Origin of the sequence: Kordia sp., from assembly GCF_965224175.1 — a bacterium.
Lineage (GTDB): Bacteria > Bacteroidota > Bacteroidia > Flavobacteriales > Flavobacteriaceae > Kordia.
Window position 1 is genome coordinate 3,393,599 of sequence record NZ_OZ245041.1, and the last position, 21,761, is coordinate 3,415,359.

The 21,761-nt window shown below is 32.9% G+C and carries 19 protein-coding genes; 15 read left to right on the forward strand and 4 right to left on the reverse strand.

Annotated elements, in window-relative coordinates; translation table 11 throughout:
- The first annotated feature begins 141 nt into the window (after positions 1-141).
- The 10 genes from ACOQOS_RS14715 to ACOQOS_RS14760 all read left to right on the forward strand — a co-directional run bounded on the left by ACOQOS_RS14715 (position 142) and on the right by ACOQOS_RS14760 (position 12,290).
- The gene (locus ACOQOS_RS14715; RefSeq protein WP_420571224.1) at positions 142-663 is read left to right on the forward strand and encodes an OmpH family outer membrane protein; all 522 of its coding nucleotides are present in this window, start codon (positions 142-144) and stop codon (positions 661-663) included.
- 728 nt (positions 664-1,391) lie between these two features.
- Positions 1,392-3,770, forward strand: coding sequence for a TonB-dependent receptor (locus ACOQOS_RS14720; RefSeq protein ID WP_420571225.1), 2,379 nt, complete (start codon positions 1,392-1,394; stop codon positions 3,768-3,770).
- A 4-nt stretch (positions 3,771-3,774) separates the two neighbouring features.
- Positions 3,775-4,623, forward strand: a complete 849-nt coding sequence (locus tag ACOQOS_RS14725; protein ID WP_420571226.1) for a DUF4249 domain-containing protein — start codon at positions 3,775-3,777, stop codon at positions 4,621-4,623.
- 326 nt (positions 4,624-4,949) lie between these two features.
- A complete protein-coding gene (locus tag ACOQOS_RS14730) occupies positions 4,950-5,405 on the forward strand; it encodes an RNA polymerase sigma factor (protein ID WP_420571227.1) in 456 nt (151 codons plus the stop codon).
- A 2-nt stretch (positions 5,406-5,407) separates the two neighbouring features.
- Positions 5,408-5,953, forward strand: coding sequence for a hypothetical protein (locus ACOQOS_RS14735; protein WP_420571228.1), 546 nt, complete (start codon positions 5,408-5,410; stop codon positions 5,951-5,953).
- A gap of 25 nt (positions 5,954-5,978) precedes the next feature.
- Entirely contained in the window at positions 5,979-7,007 is a 1,029-nt protein-coding gene (locus tag ACOQOS_RS14740; protein ID WP_420571229.1) for a hypothetical protein, read from the forward strand.
- A 24-nt stretch (positions 7,008-7,031) separates the two neighbouring features.
- Positions 7,032-7,703: a hypothetical protein gene (locus tag ACOQOS_RS14745; RefSeq protein WP_420571230.1), complete on the forward strand. Its 672-nt coding sequence runs from the start codon at positions 7,032-7,034 to the stop codon at positions 7,701-7,703.
- A 438-nt stretch (positions 7,704-8,141) separates the two neighbouring features.
- Positions 8,142-8,654 carry an RNA polymerase sigma factor gene (locus ACOQOS_RS14750; protein WP_420571231.1) on the forward strand — a complete coding sequence of 171 codons (513 nt, stop codon included), beginning with the start codon at positions 8,142-8,144 and terminating at the stop codon, positions 8,652-8,654.
- Between the two features lie 52 nt (positions 8,655-8,706).
- Positions 8,707-9,630 (forward strand): FecR family protein, encoded by a 924-nt coding sequence (locus ACOQOS_RS14755; RefSeq protein ID WP_420571232.1) that lies wholly within the window; start codon positions 8,707-8,709, stop codon positions 9,628-9,630.
- Positions 9,631-9,689: 59 nt separating this feature from the next.
- Positions 9,690-12,290 (forward strand): TonB-dependent receptor plug domain-containing protein, encoded by a 2,601-nt coding sequence (locus tag ACOQOS_RS14760; RefSeq protein WP_420571233.1) that lies wholly within the window; start codon positions 9,690-9,692, stop codon positions 12,288-12,290.
- 61 nt (positions 12,291-12,351) lie between these two features.
- Here ACOQOS_RS14760 and ACOQOS_RS14765 read toward each other — a convergent pair whose 3' ends face one another.
- Both ACOQOS_RS14765 and ACOQOS_RS14770 read right to left on the reverse strand, forming a co-directional pair.
- Positions 12,352-12,567 (reverse strand): hypothetical protein, encoded by a 216-nt coding sequence (locus tag ACOQOS_RS14765; RefSeq protein ID WP_420571234.1) that lies wholly within the window; start codon positions 12,565-12,567, stop codon positions 12,352-12,354.
- An 80-nt stretch (positions 12,568-12,647) separates the two neighbouring features.
- Positions 12,648-13,808, reverse strand: coding sequence for an ATP-binding protein (locus ACOQOS_RS14770; protein ID WP_420571235.1), 1,161 nt, complete (start codon positions 13,806-13,808; stop codon positions 12,648-12,650).
- 123 nt (positions 13,809-13,931) lie between these two features.
- On the opposite strand from ACOQOS_RS14770, the gene ACOQOS_RS14775 reads away from it, so the two are divergent.
- The gene (locus ACOQOS_RS14775) at positions 13,932-14,279 is read left to right on the forward strand and encodes a hypothetical protein (RefSeq protein ID WP_420571236.1); all 348 of its coding nucleotides are present in this window, start codon (positions 13,932-13,934) and stop codon (positions 14,277-14,279) included.
- Between the two features lie 77 nt (positions 14,280-14,356).
- Here ACOQOS_RS14775 and ACOQOS_RS14780 read toward each other — a convergent pair whose 3' ends face one another.
- Complete coding sequence (locus ACOQOS_RS14780; protein ID WP_420571237.1) at positions 14,357-15,049, reverse strand: LytR/AlgR family response regulator transcription factor; 693 nt, start codon at positions 15,047-15,049, stop codon at positions 14,357-14,359.
- On the reverse strand, positions 15,046-16,155 hold the full coding sequence (locus ACOQOS_RS14785) for a sensor histidine kinase (RefSeq protein ID WP_420571238.1): 1,110 nt from the start codon (positions 16,153-16,155) through the stop codon (positions 15,046-15,048). The genes ACOQOS_RS14780 and ACOQOS_RS14785 overlap by 4 nt, the downstream gene beginning before the upstream one ends.
- Positions 16,156-16,365: 210 nt before the next feature.
- On the opposite strand from ACOQOS_RS14785, the gene ACOQOS_RS14790 reads away from it, so the two are divergent.
- From ACOQOS_RS14790 to ACOQOS_RS14805, 4 genes are all read left to right on the forward strand, one after another.
- Positions 16,366-17,373: an alpha/beta fold hydrolase gene (locus ACOQOS_RS14790; RefSeq protein WP_420571239.1), complete on the forward strand. Its 1,008-nt coding sequence runs from the start codon at positions 16,366-16,368 to the stop codon at positions 17,371-17,373.
- A 121-nt stretch (positions 17,374-17,494) separates the two neighbouring features.
- On the forward strand, positions 17,495-18,562 hold the full coding sequence (locus ACOQOS_RS14795) for a DUF2652 domain-containing protein (RefSeq protein ID WP_420571240.1): 1,068 nt from the start codon (positions 17,495-17,497) through the stop codon (positions 18,560-18,562).
- 6 nt (positions 18,563-18,568) lie between these two features.
- Complete coding sequence (locus tag ACOQOS_RS14800) at positions 18,569-19,756, forward strand: phosphoglycerate kinase (protein WP_420571241.1); 1,188 nt, start codon at positions 18,569-18,571, stop codon at positions 19,754-19,756.
- 153 nt (positions 19,757-19,909) lie between these two features.
- Entirely contained in the window at positions 19,910-21,592 is a 1,683-nt protein-coding gene (locus ACOQOS_RS14805; protein ID WP_420571242.1) for a S41 family peptidase, read from the forward strand.
- Positions 21,593-21,761 lie beyond the last annotated feature (169 nt).

Here is a 21,761-nt window from a genome sequence, read left to right on the forward strand (position 1 = left end):
AAATCGTACAATTTTCACAATTTGATATGTAAACTTTATTTCTATTTTTGCGGCAACGAAAATTTAAGAAGATGCAGAGGAACGATGTCGATGTATCAATTTTCAAAAAAATAAATTAGAAACAACTTAAAATTCATACTCATGAAAAAATTAATCGTTTTAGCAATTGCAGCTTTAGGATTATATTCTTGTCAGCAACCAGCAAAAATTGGATTTGTAGACAATTCTGAATTGGTAAATGAATACCAAGAGAAAAAAGATTTGGAAACAAAGATGAAAACCAAAATTGAAAACTTCCAAAAGAAGAATGACAGTATTGGACGTGCTTTTCAAATGGAAGTGCAAGATGCACAAATAAAAGCAGCAAAAATGTCTCAGAAAAAACAAGAAGAGTTAATGGGACAATTGCAAAAGAAGCAAGGAATGTTACAACAACAATTTCAAATTGAAGAAAAAGCAATTTCAGACGAAAGTAAATCACTGAATGATTCTTTATTAAACACCGTAAAAAAATTCGTAGAAGACTACGGAAAGAAAAACGGATACGATTACATTCTTGGAAAAAACGAATATGTTGGAACTGTATATTACGGAAAAGAGCAAAACGATATCACAAAAGACGTGTTAGAATTGCTTAACAAAGAATACGCAGCCAAAAAATAATTTAAATTACATACAAGATTCAAAAATTAAAGACTTTCGAAAGAAGGTCTTTTTTTATGGACTTATTTTCGCTTCCGCAGAATGTACGCATGGTTACTCAAAGCATTTATCATTCTAAACCACAATCAATTTCCCACAACAATTTTTAATTAGTGCTACAAAACAAAACCACAAGAAGAAAACAATAAAAACAATTCGTGCATTCGTGGTAAAAAAATTAGTTTTCCTAACTCTCATCCCATAAAACAAAGTGTGTATAAAAACTCAAAACCGTCAGATCGAGTGGCAAATCTCAGATTTGTTGTATCGAGATCTACTTTGAATCAATCCCTTTCTAAATACTATTTGATACATTCAATAAAAATAATTCGTGCATTCGTGGTAAAAAAATAGTTTTCCTAACTCTCATCCCATAAAACAAAGTGTGTATAGAAACTCAAAACCGTCAGATCGAGTGGCAAATCTCAGATTTGTTGTATCGAGATCTACTTTGAAACGAGTCTCCATTTAAAAATACTTCTCACTAACCACACGAAAATAAATCTAAAAACGTTTAGGCTTCAAACAAATAGGTTTCACTACATAATACTTTGTTAAAAAAGTGCAAAAAATCAAAGCTCAGTGCCGAGAAGATTACTTTTGTTCCTTAAAATATTGTTAAACGTGCAACCTTTCATTTTACAGATTGTCAATAGCTGTATAATATCAATTAGAAAACCTAACAAACAATGAAAAACAGTGTTATCTGGATTTGTCTTTTAATGAGCACATTTCTATTTGCGCAAGAAAAATTTAGCGTAAGTGGAACCATAAAAGACAAGAAAAATGGAGAAACCTTGCTTGGAGCTACCGTATACCTTAAAGGAACAACAAACGGAGCCGTAACCAACGAATATGGTTTCTTCTCACTAACAGCGCCAAAAGGAACCTATACTATAGTCGTTTCCTTTTTAGGTTATGAAAACGTAACCAAAGAAATTACACTCGATGTAGATCAAACGGTAAATTTCGAAATCAAAGAAGCATCAACGTCTCTCGAAACTGTGGTCATTGAAGCCGAAGAATCTGAACGGCTCAACATTCGAAAACCACAAATGAGTGTTTCCAAACTAAATGCAGAAACCATCAAACAAATGCCCGTAGTTTTAGGTGAAGTTGATGTGATCAAATCTATTCAAATGTTACCTGGAGTAACCAATGGAGGAGAAGGAACTGCCGGATTTAATGTTCGTGGTGGTGCAGCCGATCAAAACTTAGTACTGCTTGACGAAGCTATCATTTACAACACATCACACTTTTTTGGTTTTTTCTCGGTCTTTAATGCAGATGCAATTAAAGATATCAAACTATACAAAGGAGACATTCCCGCAAAATTTGGAGGACGAATTTCTTCAGTATTAGACGTACGTCAAAAAGATGGAAACAGCAAAAACCTTGAAGTAAATGGTGGAGTTGGTCTAATTTCAAGTCGTTTGGCTGTAGAAGGACCAATGTTCAATAAAAAAGGATCATTTTTAGTTGCAGGTAGAACATCATACGCGCACTTATTCATGCCTTTAATCGAAGAAATAAAAGATGATAAAATTTCGTTTTATGACTTAAACCTAAAAACAAATTACGAAATCAACGAAAACAACCGAATCTATCTTTCAGGATACTTTGGAAGAGATATTTTCGATATTTCTAAATTCATCAAAAACAGATATGGAAACTCTTCTGCAAACTTACGTTGGAATCATGTATTCAATGAAAAACTCTTCTCGAATCTTTCATTAATTTATAGTAAATACGACTACAGAATTGTCTTAGACTTTATAAAACTTGATTGGATTGCCGATATTGAGAATTTTAATTTAAAATATGACTTACGTTACTATGCAAGTGATAAACTTAAGCTTGATTTTGGTGTTAGTGGAATTACTTACGACTTTAATCCTGGAGAAGTAAAACCTACAGACCCAAGTTCATCAATTAACTTCCGAAAACTAGATCAAAAAAGAGCATTTGAAGCTGCTGCGTATATCAGTGCTGAGCATGAATTAACAGACAAATTAACAGCACAATACGGTTTGCGTTTCAGTACATTTAGTCGTTTAGGTGGGCAATCATTGTCTGATTATGCTAACAATCAACCAGTAATATACAATGAAGAAATTGGTATTTACGAAGAAGGTGAGGAGATAGGCACAACGGACTATAAGAAGAGTGAGAGCATTAAAACATTTGCAAACTTTGAACCAAGATTAGGACTGTCATATCAACTTAATGATCAGTCATCTGTAAAAGCAAGCTATACTCGTTCGGTACAATATGTACACTTACTATCTAATACCGTTTCTGTAACACCTGTAGATGTTTGGGCACCAAGTGGCCGCTATATCAAACCACAAAAATCCAATCAATATGCAGTTGGTTACTACAGAAATTTCAAAGACAAAGCATATTCGTTAGAGTTAGAAGCATATTACAAAAATGTAGACAATCGTATTGATTACATTGATGGTTCAGATTTAATAGGAACAAACCATATTGAAACTGAAATCTTAAACGGAGAAGCAAGAGCTTATGGTTTTGAAGTATTGCTTCGTAAAAACAAAGGAAAATTCAAAGGCTGGTTAGCATATACACTATCAAAATCTGAACAAAGAACGCTTGGCGGAAATGCTGGCGGACCAGGAATTAACAGAGGAAATTGGTACAATACTCCTTTTGACAGAACACATGATATTTCAGTTACAGGAATTTATGACTTCAATGAAAAGTGGAAATTTAGCGCCAACTTTGTCTATCAAACAGGTCGTCCAGTAACATATCCTAGCGGACAATACGAATACGAAGGTTTATCTATTGCAAGCTATGATACGCGAAATGCAAATCGTTTGCCTGCCTATCACAGACTAGATTTATCGGCAACATATACGCCAAGTAAAAACAAAAACAGACGTTGGCAAAGCGAATGGGTTTTTGGTGTGTATAACGCTTACGCGAGAAGAAACGCTGCTTCAATCTCATTCTCGCAAGACACCGGCACTGGAATTAATGAAGCACGTAGACTTTCTATTTTTGGAAGTTTTATTCCATCCATAACATATAATTTTAAATTTTAAGATCATGACAAAAAACATAAAACTTGCTGTTCTTTTAGCCGTATTTATCACGTTTATTTCATGTGATGACAAAATTGATGTAAATGTTCCTGAAGCTCCACCACGTTTAGTAATTGAAGCTTCTCTCGATTGGGAAAAAGGAACTTCAGGAAACAATCAAACTATAAAATTAAGCACATCAACACCATTTTTTGATACAACATCAAACACAAGTGTCATTGGCGCTTCTGTAAGTGTTACCAACAACAATTCAAATGCAGTATACAACTTTGTAGATCAAAATGATGGAAACTACACCATCAACAATTTTGTGCCTGTTATCAATGATTCGTACACCTTAGAAGTTACATATAATGGAGAAACATATACAGCAACGGAAAGTTTGACTTCTGTATCGCCAATCATGAATCCAACACAATCATTAGAAGGCGGATTTGATGATGAAGTACTAGATGTAACGATCTTTTTTGATGATCCTGCAGATGAAGAAAACTTCTATATGGTTCGTGTAAAAGAAGATACTGACTTACTTGCTGAATTAGAAACACAATCGGATGAATTTACCAATGGAAATGTGCAAGAAGAATTCTTTGAAAAAGATAGAGAAGACGATGATCCAGAAGCAGAATATAATCCTGGAGATACTGTAAACATTAAATTATATGGGATTTCACAACGTTACTACAATTATATTACTTTGCTAGTAGAACAATATGATGCTGGAGGCGATCCATTTGCAGCTACGCCTGCAGAAATTAGAGGAAACTGTATCAATGAAACCAATGAAGCTAACTATGCTTTTGGCTATTTTAGAGTTACAGAGTTCGATCAGATTGATTATACATTTCAATAAAAATTAAAAAAGGATAGTTTTATTTAATTATTCATATTCGAGAAAAGGCGTGGTTTCTTATGAAATCGCGCTTTTTTATTTAAAAAAAGGATGTTTACGTTGCATAAATTTTATGTCTCTAAAAACTTTGAAAATAGATAACTTTAGCACTTAAAAAATATTTTTTTAAAAAAATGCAACCTTTTACAAACTCAGTTGTCTATTAAAAAGATAACAAACCATAATCGTACACCATATTTTATAGCATAGTGAATAACGCTATCTTATTTACACATAAAGATCTCATAGAAAAGAGCAAGCTGGGAAACCGTAAAATGCAGTACAAATTGTATTCATTATACGTTGACGCTATGTTCAATGTGAGTATTCGAATAGTGAAAATAAAAGAAGATGCTGAAGATGTGGTACAAGATAGTTTTGTAGATGCCTTTAAAAATTTGGAATCTTTTAAATATGAAAGTACGTTTGGTTCGTGGTTAAAACGAATTGTAATTAACAAAAGCATTAACTACCTAAAAGTAAAACGCATTCCGTTAGTTGCTTTAGAAGATCAAGAATACTGGATTCCAGAAACAGAAGAACTCAAACCAGAACAATTAGACATAAGTAAAATAAAAAACGCCATTCAACAGTTGCCAAATGGCTATCAAACCATTATCAATTTGTACCTTATAGAAGGTTATGACCATAAAGAAATAGGAGACATATTAGAAATTAGTGTATCAACTTCTAAATCGCAATATCACAGAGCAAAAAAGAAGTTAATTCAATTAATCAATTGATCATGAAAGACGAATTACAAAAATACATACAAGCTAACAAAAGCCAATTCGATGATCATTCCGTAGATGAAGTTGACAAACTTGCATTATGGGGAAAAATCAGTGAACAATTGTCTGAAACACCTAAAAAAGTAATTCCATTATGGAAAAAAGCATCTTTTAGAGTTGCGGCTGCAGTTATTTTACTTTTTGGATGCATGTTTACATACTACACTACCAATCAAGAATATGAAGATTATGATATGGTAAGCGAAGAATTTCTTCAAATAGATACACATTACAAATCGTTGGTAGAAAATCAAATCAAACTAGTAAAAAATAGTGCTAATTTATCCAAAGAAGAGCAAGCTGATTTTCTAAATTACATCGATGAACTCGATCAAGAATACATAAAGCTAAAAAAAGAGCTCAAACAAGGAGTTAACAATCAAATTATCATAGAAGCAATCATAAACAATTATATAAAGAAAATACGAATCATGGAAGATCTTTTGCGTAGGTCTTATCCTGTTCAAAATACCGTAGACGATGGCGAGCTCATTCTATAAAACATTCTTCTGTGTAGTGTTTTGTATGCTAGCATATCAACATGCAGTATCACAACACAAAAGCACTGAAGAAATCAAAGAAATACATGCGTTTAGCAATGAAAGTAAACTATACTTAGAAAACAAGTATGGTGATATTTTTGTGAGCGGTTGGGACAAAAATAATATTGAAATTGTTGTAAATATTGAAGCTGAAAGTAAAACTGAAGAAAAAGCTGAAAAACTTCTCAAACGTGTACAAACTTCTATTGTGGTTTCTGATAAAGAAGTAAAACTCACGTCTACAATTGCCAAAAAAGAAGGTGGTTTTTTAGGAAGACTTGATCCGTTTAAAAACGAAAAAACGAAAATTAACTACACAATATACATGCCCAAAAACGCTACGATAGAAGCGTATAATACCTACGGAAATATCATCATATCGGATTGGAACGGAATGCTAAAGTCAGAGATAGAACATGGCGAAATACAACTATCAAGCACAATTCGTAATGCAAACCTAACCGTAAAACATGGAAAACTCAACGCTGTAAGAATAGAAGAATCACATATTACGGTAAAAGATGCAACAGTTACCATACACAACGGAAACAATCTAAAAATAGATGCTGATGGTTCAGAAATGACGTTAAACAATATGAAAAATTTAGCGTTATACTCTAACAAAGACAACATTGACATCTTAAAAGTTGATGGAATCACTGGAAACATTAAACATTCAAAAACATTTCTAAAAAATCTTGGCGGAAAAACAAAACTCGATTTACATTATGGCGAATTGAGAATATTAAAACACATTACAGCTTCCCCAAACATCGATATCAATCAAAAAGAATCAGAAGTATATATAAACATTTCGGAAACCAATATTGCTTTCAAAGCAAAACTCGAACAAGGTGTATTGCGTATTCCAAAAACAATGGACAATATAGAAAGTGAAATCATAGACCGAAAAGACAAAATAAGACACATTAGCGCAACATATGGCGCAGAAAATGGCGGAACTATAACATGTACAGGTTTTAAAGGCGTCATTATTTTAAAAGAATTATAAACAAACTAAGAAACAATTATAAAAATGAAGAAGTTAATAACTGCAGTATTCACACTATTCATTTTCAATTCACTTATTGCACAAACCAATGAAACGGAAGACTATGTCGAATTTGACGATCGCAAAAACATAGTGCATGGAATTTATTTAGGAGTTACACCACAATACGGAAGAATTTCTGGTGAAAGTGCAGGTTTTTTAAACATAAAATTTGCTTATGTAGCCAATAGAAAGGTTGAAATAGGCTTTTCAGGAACTGTTTTTGGTAGTATACAACCCAACAATACGAATGTTTACAGAGGTAGTGAAGTATTATTAGCTGGTGGTTATGCAGGCTTGCATTTAGAACCAATTCTTTATGGAAACAGATCCGTAAGTATATCATTTCCCTTAATGATTGGAGGTGGATTGGCAACAATTCTAGAGAAAAAAGAAAATGGTGATTTTGACGAATCACCTATAGAAACTGATAGCAGTGATGATGATTCTTTTTTCATTGCCGAACCTGGTGTAAACGTACTTTACAACGTTTCTCGCTTTTTACAAATAGAGGCTGGATTTCGATATCGAATCTCAGAATCTTTTCGATTACCATTCTATGGAAAAGAGAATATCAGTGGCTTTTCAGTAGGTATTGGATTAAAAATAGGAATCTTCAATATGGGAAGAAAGAAAAAAATAAAAGATAAATTCTAAAAATTAGGCACAAAAAAACCTCGGCAATATATAGAAATTACCGAGGGAAGAAAAACTAGTAAATAGGTTTTGAGATGTATTTTCTTTTTCCCGAATATTATATGACAACTATCGCTAGATAGCCGTTTCTTTTTCATAGCATTCTTTTCCCATCCTAGTTTTAAGTTTTAGTCAAAAAAAGGGCAACAAAGACTTTAGCCTCGATCTCAATAGCTTTGCTGCCACTTATTTTCAACTAATAAAAAACCGACTTAATTGAACTTAATTAATTTTTATGAACGTATTAGAAATGTTAAATTTCTAAGTAATTAATATCTTTTCGATGCTTAATTTGTTGATAAAACAGGTAACTTTAAAAATACCCTACCATTTATTTAAAAAAAATTTAAAAATAAATTTACGTAGTTTTGAAAATCCAAATCAATGAATTAGGAATCAATGGCCCCAGAGGAAAAATCTGTTTGCGAATCTAAACACTACGAAAGTATATTTAATACACATGCCGAAACACTACGGAATTTTGTGTATTACAAATGCGGAAGTGAACAACAAGCAGAAGACATTGTACAAGAAGCATTCATTAAACTTTGGAAAAACTGTGCAAAAGTAATTTTTACAAAAGCCAAGTCGTATTTATTTACAGTTGCCAACAACATGTTTCTAAATGAAGTTGCTCACAATAAAGTAGTATTAAAGTATAAACAGCAATCACCAAAGCGAGTTTCTCATGAAACGCCCGAATTTGTATTGCGACAAAAAGAGTTTCAAGAAAAACTACAACGTACTATTGCAAAACTACCAGAAGGACAACGTGAAGTCTTCTTACTCAATAGAATAGATAAAAAAACCTATGTGGAAATTGCAGAAATTATAGGACTTTCAGTGAAGGCTGTTGAGAAACGAATGCACAAAGCATTAGTGACTTTGCGAAAAGAAATTGGAAATGTTTAAAAAAAAGTAGGGTATTTCATTTGAAAACTGTTTAATAACCGAATCAAACGTAATGATGGAAGAAAAATATGATGATACGTTTTTAGCAAGATGGCTTGCTGATGAACTCACAGAGGACGAAAAACTTCGTTTCGAAAACTCTGCTGAGTATCACGACTATTTGCATATCATAGAAAGTGCAGACCTATTGGAAGCACCTTCTTTCGATAAGCAATCCGTTTTGAATTCGATTCACCAAAAACAACAAGTTGCTTCACCAAAAACAAGAAGATTACAAACATCGTGGCTATATGCTGCAGCGGCAGTTGTACTCTTATTTGTAGGATTTACATACATATATTTAAATACTGACGAAACATTTGAAACAGGTTTTGGAGACCAAATGGCAGTAACATTGCCTGATGGATCAGAAGTAATTTTAAATGCAAAATCAACACTTTCTTTTAATGAAAACTCTTGGGATGAGGATAGACTTGTTTCTCTAGATGGAGAAGCGTATTTCAAAGTAAAAAAAGGTGAAAAATTTACAGTATCTACAGAGACAGGAACTGTAGAAGTATTAGGAACACAATTTAATGTGCTTTCTGATGATGCTATTTTTGAAGCAAAATGTCATGAAGGAAAAGTAAAAGTGACATCTCAAAATCAAAAAACGGCAATTTTAACACAAGGAAATGCATTTTCTTCAATAGAAGGAAAAACAGATTCATGGAACTTCAATATCAATCATCCAACATGGCGAGATGGTGAAAGTAATTTTCGAGAAATGCCTATAAAACATGTTATTGAGGCACTTGAAGACCAATATGGAGTAGAGTTTATTATTGAAGATATAGAAACGGCTCAACGCTTTACAGGAACATTTTCTCATAAAAATTTAAAACTTGCACTACGAACAGTTTTTGTTCCTATGGAAATTTCATATACTTTTAAGGACGAAAAGGAAAAAACAGTTATTCTTAAAAGAGCGAAATAAACACCTTTTTCTTTCGACTAAAGGTATGAATCGCTCAATGGAATTTTACCGTTACGTATATGAGAAGTGTCTTAAGTGTTGTCTTATTGTTCATCACACATGCATTGTTAGCCCAAAACAATGTGTCGCTCTCGTTTGAAAAAGAACCACTCAAAGATGCTTTAACAACCATAGAAGAAGGTTACGATGTAAAATTTTCATACAAAGCAGAAATTGCTGAAAATAAATACATTACACTTACTTTAAAAGATGCTTCACTCAATACTGTTTTTCAACGTTTACAAGAACAAGCAAACATTGTATTTGAAAAAGTAAATGAACGCTATTACATTATCCGAAATCAATCTCAAGAAGGAAAAATACGCATTTGCGGTGTTCTAACAGATGCTAAAAGTCAATTACCTATCATAGAAGCTTCTGTAGTTAATATTACGCAATACAAAGGAACTGTCACCAATACCAATGGTAAATTTGAACTCTTTCTAGCATTTCCGTCAGATACGATAGAAATTAGCTTCTTAGGTTACAAAACTAAGCGCTTAATAGCAAAAGATCTGCAAAAGAAACCTTGTGAAAATATTTTATTAGAAGTAGATCAATATGACTTAGGTACTGTATTAATAAGTAACTATCTTACTTCTGGAATCAACAAAAAAACGGATGGCGCACTATCATTATCACCTTCCAAGCTAGGAATATTACCAGGATTAACCGAGCCAGATGTTTTACAAAGTATTCAACTATTGCCAGGAATTCAAAGTCCTAACGAAACAGCTTCAGGATTATTTATCCGAGGAGGAACACCAGATCAAAATCTGATATTATGGGATGGAATCAAAATGTATCACTCTGGACACTTTTTTGGTTTAATTTCTGCATTTAATCCATACGTAATAGAAGAAGTATCTGTCTACAAAAGCGGAACAGAAACGCGTTATGGCGATCGTATTTCTGGTGTAATAGACATTCAAACAGACACCAAAGTTCCAGAAAAATTATCTGGCGGATTCGGATTCAATATGACACATGGAGATGCATATTTAAAAGTGCCAATCGCTAAAAACTTTGGAGTAACCGTTTCTGCGCGTAGAGCATTTACAGATGCCTGGGAAACTTTTACATACAATAACTTTTCGGAGCGTGTTTTTCAAAACACGAAGATTACAAAAAGCTCAGAAATAGTTGAAAACGTATTCTCTGAAACTCAAAATAGATTTTACTTTACAGACTATACCGTAAAACTCATTGGAAAACTCTCAGACAAAGACGAAATCATGTTAAGTACATTGCGTACTCGAAATGAACTCGATTTTACATCTGAAATAGAACTCTTTGAAGAAACTTCCAGAGACCAACTCAGTATTCGAAATGCAGGTTTTAGCGGATTCTGGAAACGACAATGGAATCCTAACTTTTCACATACCTTAGATGCGTATTACTCTCGATTTGATTTTAGTTATTTAGGAAGGTTTAGAGGCGATATTGTATCGTTGTCTGAAGAAGATCAAAAGCGAAACAAAATTAAAGACATAGGTTTTGCCTATAATACGGTTTGGAAACTCGACGAAAAACGTAGCATACAATCTGGATATCAATTCTCTTCCAACGACGTATCTTTTGGGTTTTCAGGTTTCTCTGCCACAGAAGCAGAAATTTCAAGATACAATGCTGAAGAAGAAAATATAAACAATTCGCATGCTTTATTTACTTCATACAAATACAATAATAAAAACGAACTGATTATCAATGCTGGTTTGCGAATGAACTATTTCAGCACGACCAAAAGAGCATTTTTTGAACCTCGTTTATATGTAGAAAAAAAATTAAACAATCTTTTTAGTGCTACCTTTTCAGGGGAATTAAAACACCAAGCAGTAAGTCAAATACTAGAATTCAACACATCAAATTTTGGACTCGAAAATCAAGTGTGGGCAATTGCAAATGGTGAAGAATTTCCAGTATTAAAAAGTAGACAAATTTCTGCGGGAGTTTTATTCAATAAAAAAGGCTGGCGTGTAGATTTAGATGGATACTATAAAAACATTACGGGACTTACGTCATTCAATAGAAGTTTTGGAAACACGAGTGTTTTAGAAACATTCTCAGAAGGGAAAAGCCAAGTATTTGGTGTGGATATTCTTATTGAAAAAAAGATCAATAACTACCAAACTTGGATGGGATATTCATATACAGACAACAAGTTTGAATTTTCACGTATCAACAACGGACTTACATTTCCTGGGAATTATGACATTCGTCACTACTTCCGTTGGGCACATTCATACACGATAAACAACTTTAAATTCTCTCTAGGCTGGAATTACCGCACTGGGACACCATATACACCTGTAACGTCTGAAACGCAGGCTAACGGCAATTTATTCGTTTTTATAGGAGATACAAACAGTACACGTATTCCCGATTATCATCGTTTGGATTTTTCAGGAACGTACACATTCAACTTTGACAAAAAACAAAACTGGAAAGGAAAAATAGGTTTCTCGCTACTCAACATTTATGATCGAGACAATCTACTAGAACGTTATTACGAAATCAGACCATTTTTGAATGACAATAATGAAGTACAATTTCGCTTAGAAACCGTAGATAAGTTTTCTTTAGGAATGACACCAAATATTGTTTTTAGAGTAGATTTCTAAGCATCTTCCATAAAAAAAGCGAGCAAAATACCCGCTTTTCATAACATCTATATTCAATAGCTTAACTAGCTGAACTTGTCGCTTTTGCAACAGCTCTAGTTGCCCAGCAAGTAATTACATGCCCATTTCCATAGTCACCACTAATATCATCATCAGAAGTATATACATCATCCATAATAGAAGACGTACATAAATAATTTGCTCCTCCGTTGATTGCGTTTTGCTCTCCTTTACTCAAAGCTCTTGCTGAGCTTACATTTAAAATTTTCTTTAACATAATATAAAATTTTTAAGTTATATCATGTAGTTCTAAAAACGCAAAAGCGTAACCCAAGAAAAAAGTTAAAAAAAGAAAAACTATAATTTTTGATCTTTTCGGTGAAGTAATCGTGTCAGTTTAATAGACAAATCTGTCAAGACAATTTTTGAATTTCCGTTTCGCTCTATATGGTAAATAGCGTCTTGTAATTCTTTAGAAATATCTAAAATATTATTTCCGTGTACAAAAGGAGCAAACTTCTCTAAAAAGAAGCCTTTGGTATGCGGCTCAAAGAAAACTAAATCTGTAGCAGTATAATTTTGTAATAAAGCTTGTCTAAAAAGATCGAGACAAAAGCCTAAAAACTTCTTCTGTGTTTCACGACCTGTTTTAGCGACTTCTTCACTCCAAGCAATTAAATCTCGAACAGCCGTTTTATTTCCTTTTGCTTTAAAAGCAGAACGAACCCAAGACACAAACCAAGTTTCAAACATCAAATCTTCCGAATCTTGATGCACCAAATCAACAGCTTTATTATAATTTCCATTAGATTGATGCGCAATTTTGGTTGCTTCGGTTTCAGAAACATTCAACTTTTCCATCAAAGATTCCTTAATAGCTTGTTCGCCCAAAGGAGGAAAATGTAGAATTTGACAACGTGAACGAATTGTATTGATAATCTGCTCTTCGTCTTCGGCAATCAAAATAAAAAGTGTCTTATTTGGTGGTTCTTCAATCAGCTTCAACAATTTATTGGCTGCAGCTGTATTCATACGTTCAGCCATCCAAATAATCATCACTTTATAACCACCTTCATATGATTTTAAAGCCAATGCTTTAACAATATCAAGTGCTTCATCAACTCCAATTTGTCCTTGCTTATTATCAATACCGAGCAACTTATACCAATCAAACAAATTTCCGTATGGTTGTTCCTGTAAAAACTGTCGCCATTCTTCCATAAAATGCTTTGATACAGGATGACTTTTCACTTTATGATTTCCAGCAACAGGAAATGCAAAATGTAAATCGGGATGCGAAACATGATTAAATTTCAAATTACAAGCATCATTTCCACCTGTATTTTCACCATCAACATTATTACATAACACATATTGTGCATAGGCAACTGCCATAGGAAGTGTTCCACAACCTTCTGGACCTACAAAAAGTTGCGCATGCGGAATACGTCCGCGATCGGCACTTAATGTGAGATGTTTTTTAATATGTGTTAAACCTAAAATATCTTGGAAAAGCATGTGGCAAATATAGTTGTAACGATTTAATTTTGCACTATGAATTCATTGAGGTTTCCCGTAAAGTGAAAACTCACAATCTAAATTATAAATTTTGTAAATAGTATCTTAGCTAAAACAAGAAAAATGACATTTCCAGCAATTAACATAGCATTAAAAAAATGGAATATTGAAGACTTAGAAGATTATGCATTTGAGTTTACACTTTATGATGATTATATACATCACAAAGATGAATCTTATTTTATAGAATATTTTAAAAATGGTCTTTTCTGTGATGCGGAAGGGAAACTCTTTAAAATGGTTGCTAAGGCAGAAATGACACAAAAATGGAGGAATTGGTTGCAATTTATTCCAGGTGTATGGAAGACAAAAGTTATATTTAAAGATACATATCAAAAGATAAGTGTGGAGGAATTACGGACGTATTTGCTAGCACGTCTTTCAGAATTAGGAAATGAGAAACTTTTCTAGAGTGGAAACAGGATTTACAAAAAGCGAAAACGTACAAAGAGCTTATTGACGGTATCTAAGAAAACAAGTTTTATAGACTATTCATTCCTAAAAAGTTGTTTCAAATTCTGTTTATAGGTTTGACCAATAGGAATAAAACGTTCACCAACTTGAATTCGGTTTCCTTCAATAGATTTAATTTTTCTCTTAGCAACAAGAAAAGACTTGTGAACTCTTAAAAAATCTGAAGTAGGCAATAATACTTCCAAAGAAGAAATTTTTTCATGACTCACAATCATTTCTTGACTCAAAAACACTTTTGTATAATTACCATAGGCTTCAATACAAACAATATCTTCAAGGTGTATTTGATGTATTTTTTTATCTCCTTTCAAGAAAAAACTAACATGCTTTTCATCTGAAAAAGAAGCGATCGTAGACTTCTCAGAAGCTACAACTTTATTAATGGCTTTTAAAAAACGTTCAAATGAAAAAGGTTTTAGTAAATAATCGGAAATATTTAATTCATAACCTTCCAAAGCAAATTCTTCATAAGCTGAGGTTACAATTACTTTTGGATACTGTGGCATTGTTTTTAAGAGATCAAAACCAGAAAGTTCAGGCATGTTAATATCCAGAAAAATTAAATCGATTGTATTATTTTTTAATAATTGCAAGGCTTCAAACGCATCATAGCAATTTCCTGCTTTTTCTAAATATGATAGATTTTTACAATATCCTTCTATAATTCTGTGTGCTATAGGTTCGTCGTCAATAATGCAATATCTCATGATACGTCGAGGTTTAAATAAACTTTATAAGTCGCTTCTTCTGTTATATTCAATTCATGTTTGTTAGGATATGAATACGCTAGTCTTTTTTTTAAATTTTCCAAGCCAATACCTTGGGTTGGGTTTGAAATTGACGTGTCAAAATTATTTTCAATCGTAAACGACAATTGAGTTCCTTGTGTTTCCATCTGAAGATGAATAAAAGCATTTTTACGAATTTTCTCAACTCCGTGTTTAAAAGCATTTTCTAATAAAATAATAAACAACAATGGCGCTACTTTAATCTCTGAAGCGACATTGTGTGTAAAAATAATCTCAACGTTCTTTTGATAACGTATTTTATGTAATTCAATATAATTCTCTAAATAACTAATTTCATCTTTCAATGCTACCAAATCTTCTTTTCCTTGATAAATCGTATAACGCATCATCTCAGAAAGTTGTAAAACCACTTCAGGTGCTTTCTCCGATTTTTCTACCACCAAACCATATAAATTATTTAAGGTATTAAAGAAAAAATGTGGATTTATTTGACTTTTCAATGAAGCTAATTCTGCTTTCATTTTATCATTTTGTAATGTTTGTAACCAACGCCATTGTTCATACATCCACAAAACCGCAAAAAAAGGAATAGGAATTAAAACAAAATTCAGGAAATTCTGATGATGATTTTCTACATAATTAGGTAGCATTCTAAACACTAAAAAATAACATAAAATAATTCCATATACCGAAAAAATTGCGACTCTATACTTTTTAAAAAACTCAGGAACAATAAAATAAACCATTCCTAACCAAAAAAGAACTAAAGGCGGAATTGTAATAATACTAAAAGGAATATCTATAAAACTTTCAACAATAATAATCATGACCAATAATCCAAAAACAACCAAAACTTTATAAATAGAAAACTTATAAATAAAAAAAGAAAGCGCTAGCCAACAAAGTACAAATCCAAAGACATTAATAATGTAATATACAGGTGTAGAAACATACACTGGTTTAATAATGACAAAACTAGCTGTACTTAGCAAAATACTTAGTACAATAGTAATGATTCCACCTTTAATGAAAGCACTATAATTCTTCTGAAGAAAACGATTCATATTACAAAAATATTATTCAGAATATGAACTCGCAATCTTTTTGACAAACACTATATAATTTGTGTCAAACACTCGTATTTTTTGGTTAAACCTTATTGAGGAATTATTGCAATATATCTGTGTCTTTTTTTATCGGATTCATCAAAATAATTATATGCTGATTGTGAATCAATCTATGTTTGAAGTGAATTTGTAAAACGACATACGATTATGAAACTTATTTTAAAAATTTTAAAAAAGATTGGTTTTGCTATTGGCGCCATATTATTACTACTAGTTTTAGCAGGCTTAATTTTTCGGCTAATAGGACCCAATCCGCAACAACCGCTTGGAAAACTTGTAGACATCGGCGGTTTTAAGTTACACATCAACGCAGCTGGCAAAAAAAATGATAAACCAACACTAGTTATTGAATCTGGCTCAGGATCTGCAACAGAATATTATCACTGGTTACGTGAAGGTCTCAAAGATAGTTTGCGCGTTGTTTTGTATGATAGAGCAGGAGTTGGATACAGTGAAGCTAGCAACACATCACGCGATGCAGAAACCATTTGTCATGAACTACACACGCTACTAGAAAAAACGGGAGAAGCGCCACCATATATCTTAGCTGGACATTCGCTTGGTGGTTCTTACATCCGTGTTTTTGCAGAATTATATCCAGATGAAGTAGCAGGATTGGTTTTTATAGACGCTACACATCCTGACCAAGTAGAAAGATTGGGCGCAGCACCGGCATCTTCTTTTAGATTTACATCTGTAATTGGAGCATTAAATGTGACAACAATTTTAGGCGATTTAGGTGTTTTAGGACTCTTACAATCACTTACAGGACCTATATTTACAAAAGAAGGTTTGCCAGATGAAATCAACAAGCGTACCGCAGACTTTTTATTGAACGGAAAATGTTTGCAAGCATACAAGGAAGAACTTAAACATTATCACGCAACACTAAAACGTGCTGGCGAAGCAAATGAATTTGGTTCATTACCCATTAGAGTATTTACAGCTGTTGAAATAAACAAAGAAGCTTATCGAAAAAGTGGTATAGATCCAGAGCAGCATCTATCCAAAAAGATACAAGCGCAAAAAGAATTTACGAATCTTTCTACCAATGGGAAACAAATCTTAATTGACGGAAATCACAGTACTATTTTCACCAAAAAAGAGAATGCAGCTATCATATGCAAAGAAATAATTCAGGTACTAGAAGAATAGAAACAACATGATTAAATAGAATATTTTCAGATTACTCAAATTAGTTTTAAAAAGGAATCGCTAAAAATTACGACAAACTCAATACCTTTGTAATAACTCGATCTAAACCAACACAATTCGTATGGCGGACAAAGCGCTTCTTTTTATTCCTGATATCTCCGGATTTACCGAATTCGTACAACATACGGCTATTCAACACAGTCGTCACATCATTTCGGAATTGCTGGAACTATTGATAGATAACAATATCACAGGTTTGCAATTGGCAGAAATTGAAGGAGATGCACTATTTTTTTACAGAATAGGAGAAGTTGACATCAAACAAATCCGAGAGCAAGTAAAACGTATGTACATAGCGTTTCATACCTACTTAAAACGCTATGAATACGAGAAAATTTGTCAATGTGGTGCATGTTCATCCGTGTACAATCTGTCTTTAAAATTCATCATTCACTATGGAGACATAGAATTTATCTCTGTAAAAGATACCAACAAACCGTACGGAAGTAATGTAATCAAAGTACATCGATTGCTCAAAAACGATGTGCCTATTCAAGAATATGCTTTGTTTACAGAAGATGTAGATACAGAAATGGTACAAACGGCCAAAAATCAATTGCAAGCCAATTATGATTTTGGGCACATAAACTACGCATACGAATCGCTTTCTGACTATAAAACGGAGCTTCCTGAAATATCGCCAATTCCAGACAATGTACCCAAACATAACTTATACAGCGAAGAAGCGAGTATCAACATGCCAATATTAGAGCTATATGAAATTATCAGTAACTTCGATTATCGCTTATTATGGGCAAAAGGAATTGATAAAGTAGAATACGAAAAAAATCGTGTCAATAGAGTAGGAGATAAACACAAATGTCTTATTGATAAAAAAGCAATCAATCCGACAACAGTTACCAAAAAATCAGAAAAAAATCAATTGGTGTATGGCGAATCGACAACAGAAGTTCCATTCACAAAAAAATTGAACGTTTATTATGTCTTAACACCTGAAAATGAACAAAAAACCCGACTCCAAATAGAGATATTTGTCGATTTTAAGCCGTTTGGGATCTTACTAAAACGTTTGATGAAAAAAAACTTCAAAAAAGTCGTTCCGGAAAATATAAAAGAACTTATATTGCTTGCTGATTCAGGATTTAAAACAACAATAACCGAAAAATAAATACTTGTGAAAACGCTAAATGACTTTAATTTTAAAGATAAAAAAGCACTAATTCGTGTCGATTTTAATGTACCCTTAAATGATCAATTTGAAGTAACAGACGATACAAGAATTCGTGCAGCAAAACCAACAATCATTAAAATATTAGAAGATGGTGGAAGTTGTGTGTTAATGTCACACTTAGGAAGACCAAAAGGATTTCAAGAAGAATACTCATTAGCTCATATTGTTGAAACTGTTTCTCAAATAATTGGTGTACAAGTAAAATTTGTTGGAAACTGTGTCGGTGAAGAAGCAGAGAAAGCTGTTGCAGGCTTAGAAGAAGGCGAAGTATTATTACTTGAAAATTTACGTTTTCACGAAGAAGAAAAAGCTGGTGATGAAGCCTTTGCAGCAAATCTTGCCAAATTGGGAGACATCTATGTAAATGATGCCTTTGGTACAGCACACAGAGCGCATGCATCTACAGCAGTAATTGCACAAAACTTTACAGATAAAAAATGTTTTGGTCTTTTACTTGCTAAAGAAATAGAAAGCATTGCAAAAGTAATGGAAACTGGAGAAAAACCAGTAACAGCAGTTCTTGGAGGCGCAAAAGTGTCTTCAAAAATTACCATTATAGATAACATTTTAGACAAAATAGATCACTTAATAATTGGTGGTGGAATGACGTTTACGTTCATTAAAGCGCAAGGTGGAAGCATAGGGAATTCATTAGTTGAAGATGACAAGCTAGAATTAGCCAAAGAAATTATGGCGGAAGCTGCTGCTAAAAACGTAACCATTCATTTGCCAGTAGATTCCGTTATTGCTGATGCATTTGCTAATGATGCAACAACGAAAGTTGTAGACGTAGCACAAATTCCTGATGGTTGGATGGGCTTAGATGCTGGGCCAGCTACACAAGCAAAATTTGCTGAGGTTATTGCACAATCAAAAACCATTCTTTGGAACGGACCTTTAGGTGTTTTTGAAATGCCAAACTTTGCCAAAGGAACCATTGCTTTAGGTCACGCTATTGCAGATGCTACCAAAAATGGCGCTTTTTCACTTGTTGGTGGAGGCGATTCTGTAGCGGCTGTAAAACAATTTGGCTTTGAGCCAAAAGTAAGTTATGTAAGTACTGGTGGCGGTGCAATGTTAGAAAGTTTAGAAGGTAAAACTTTGCCAGGAATTGCAGCTATCTTAGCGTAAAAACATACTCAAATTATATATCAAAAATCTCGCTATAACGCGGGATTTTTTGTTTTTTTATAAATGCAAAAACTCCGTTAAGCAGACGTTAAAAATGTTAAAAAATCTCTCCATTCTTTTGTCTAGTTATATTTTTCAAAATAAATCAATCACATGAAAAAACAACTACTTTTTTTAGCATGTATGCTATTCATTGTGAGTACAAATGCACAATCTGTAAATGAAAAAACAAAAATCAAAGAATTTGGATGTATCTGGGGATTTTTAAAATATCACCATCCAGTACTTTCGGCAGGGAAAAAAGATATTGATGCTGAATTCTTAAACTACTTTCAACAACTAGAAAATATAAACGACAGGAAAGAATTAAATACATTCTATCTGAACTGGATTCGTAGTTATGGAAACGTTGACAACAAAATCAAAAAACCAAATGCAAAATACAATTTTGATAAAAACTTAAATATCGATTGGATAGAAAACAGTGCATTTAACCCAGAAATAAAGAAAACGTTACTAGCATTGCGTGCCAATGTAAAAAACTTCAAAGGTCATTATGCAAAACTAGAAACTCTCACACGTTTCGTAAGTTTTAATGAAGAAAAAACATTAGCAGGATTTTCACCAGAAAACAAAGCACATCGACTATTAACTTTATTCCGATTTTGGAATGTGATCAATTATTATGATGTAAACAAATACGTGGCTCAGAAAGATTGGAACGCTGTGTTAGATGATTCATTAAATGAATTTTTAACAGCTAATGATGCAAAATCGTACGATAAGGCAAAAACTAAACTTATATCAACACTCAACGATGCTCACACATACTACATTGGAAAAGCGTATGGTTTGCCAAAATTGAACTATAAATCACCTTTTCAAACGAAATATATGAATGATACTTTGGTAATTACAAAACTCTGGAATACAAAATTATGTCAAAAAAATGGACTAACATTAGGAGGTATGATTACGCAAATAGAAGGCAAAACGGTAAAAGAATATCTAAAAACAAATTTTGGAACTTTCTTTAGTCATTCACATGAAAATGCACTTATGTACAGAACAGAAAGATTTGCATTATATCAAGAAAACAGCGATCATATCAACGTAAGTTACACAGCTCCAAATACAGTTCAAAGTACTGCAAAAACCATTCAGTTATATGAGAAAATGGATGTTGATAAAACGATACAAAGTATTGCCAAACAACCTTACCACGAACAGAAATTCTATGAAATAACGCCTAAAATTGGCTACATAAACGTTGGATACTTAAATAAAAAGGATTTAAATAAAATTCTAAAAAAGTCAACCCGATACGAAGCTGTGATTTTTGACTTTCGAAAATATCCAAAATATGTAGACATGGCAAAATTGACCAAATGGCTCTATCCGAAAAGAAGTAAATACATAAAAGTACTATTTCCAACAAAAGTACCTGGTTTGGGAGAATACAATGCTGAAGCTCCTTTAAGTTTTGTTTCAGATCCGTTTTCGGGAGGAAGAAAAAACAAAAACTATTACAAAGGAAAAGTAATTTTGCTTGTAGATAAATCTACCATAAGTCAAGGAGAATATATAGCAATGGCCATTCAAAATAGTCCAAATTGTATCACTATTGGCGAACAAACTATGGGTGCTGTCATGAATATAACAAGTATTCCAATGCCAGAAGGACAAGAAATAAACTTTACAAGCATGGGCGCGTTTTATCCTGATGGGACTAGCGTACAAAGAAAAGGGTTGAAAATTGATTATAAAGTAACACAAATAGCTTCACAACCTGAAAGAGATATGATGATGGAGAAAGCATTGGAATTGCTGGAATAATCATCTCACAAAACAACAACTCAAAAAATGTCATTCCTGTAATTAGACTTTTTTAATATCAGGTAATTTCTAAATTCGAAGAAAAAACACGAATTTAGCAGCAATCACGTTATGAATAATTACAATAACGTCAGTTCGAGTGATTTTTTATCAATCCAATCGTATTAAA

What these genes read in the sequence shown, in the direction of transcription:
- ACOQOS_RS14745 (WP_420571230.1), top strand. Translation starts at nt 7,032, where the DNA reads ATGAAGAAGTTAATAACTGCAGTATTCACACTATTCATTTTCAATTCA.
- ACOQOS_RS14770 (WP_420571235.1), bottom strand. Translation starts at nt 13,808, where the DNA reads ATGCTTTTCCAAGATATTTTAGGTTTAACACATATTAAAAAACATCTC.
- ACOQOS_RS14750 (WP_420571231.1), top strand. Translation starts at nt 8,142, where the DNA reads ATGGCCCCAGAGGAAAAATCTGTTTGCGAATCTAAACACTACGAAAGT.
- ACOQOS_RS14795 (WP_420571240.1), top strand. Translation starts at nt 17,495, where the DNA reads ATGGCGGACAAAGCGCTTCTTTTTATTCCTGATATCTCCGGATTTACC.
- ACOQOS_RS14735 (WP_420571228.1), top strand. Translation starts at nt 5,408, where the DNA reads ATGAAAGACGAATTACAAAAATACATACAAGCTAACAAAAGCCAATTC.
- ACOQOS_RS14775 (WP_420571236.1), top strand. Translation starts at nt 13,932, where the DNA reads ATGACATTTCCAGCAATTAACATAGCATTAAAAAAATGGAATATTGAA.
- ACOQOS_RS14780 (WP_420571237.1), bottom strand. Translation starts at nt 15,049, where the DNA reads ATGAGATATTGCATTATTGACGACGAACCTATAGCACACAGAATTATA.
- ACOQOS_RS14765 (WP_420571234.1), bottom strand. Translation starts at nt 12,567, where the DNA reads ATGTTAAAGAAAATTTTAAATGTAAGCTCAGCAAGAGCTTTGAGTAAA.
- ACOQOS_RS14725 (WP_420571226.1), top strand. Translation starts at nt 3,775, where the DNA reads ATGACAAAAAACATAAAACTTGCTGTTCTTTTAGCCGTATTTATCACG.
- ACOQOS_RS14715 (WP_420571224.1), top strand. Translation starts at nt 142, where the DNA reads ATGAAAAAATTAATCGTTTTAGCAATTGCAGCTTTAGGATTATATTCT.
- ACOQOS_RS14760 (WP_420571233.1), top strand. Translation starts at nt 9,690, where the DNA reads ATGAGAAGTGTCTTAAGTGTTGTCTTATTGTTCATCACACATGCATTG.
- ACOQOS_RS14805 (WP_420571242.1), top strand. Translation starts at nt 19,910, where the DNA reads ATGAAAAAACAACTACTTTTTTTAGCATGTATGCTATTCATTGTGAGT.
- ACOQOS_RS14790 (WP_420571239.1), top strand. Translation starts at nt 16,366, where the DNA reads ATGAAACTTATTTTAAAAATTTTAAAAAAGATTGGTTTTGCTATTGGC.
- ACOQOS_RS14740 (WP_420571229.1), top strand. Translation starts at nt 5,979, where the DNA reads ATGCTAGCATATCAACATGCAGTATCACAACACAAAAGCACTGAAGAA.
- ACOQOS_RS14720 (WP_420571225.1), top strand. Translation starts at nt 1,392, where the DNA reads ATGAAAAACAGTGTTATCTGGATTTGTCTTTTAATGAGCACATTTCTA.
- ACOQOS_RS14785 (WP_420571238.1), bottom strand. Translation starts at nt 16,155, where the DNA reads ATGAATCGTTTTCTTCAGAAGAATTATAGTGCTTTCATTAAAGGTGGA.
- ACOQOS_RS14755 (WP_420571232.1), top strand. Translation starts at nt 8,707, where the DNA reads ATGATGGAAGAAAAATATGATGATACGTTTTTAGCAAGATGGCTTGCT.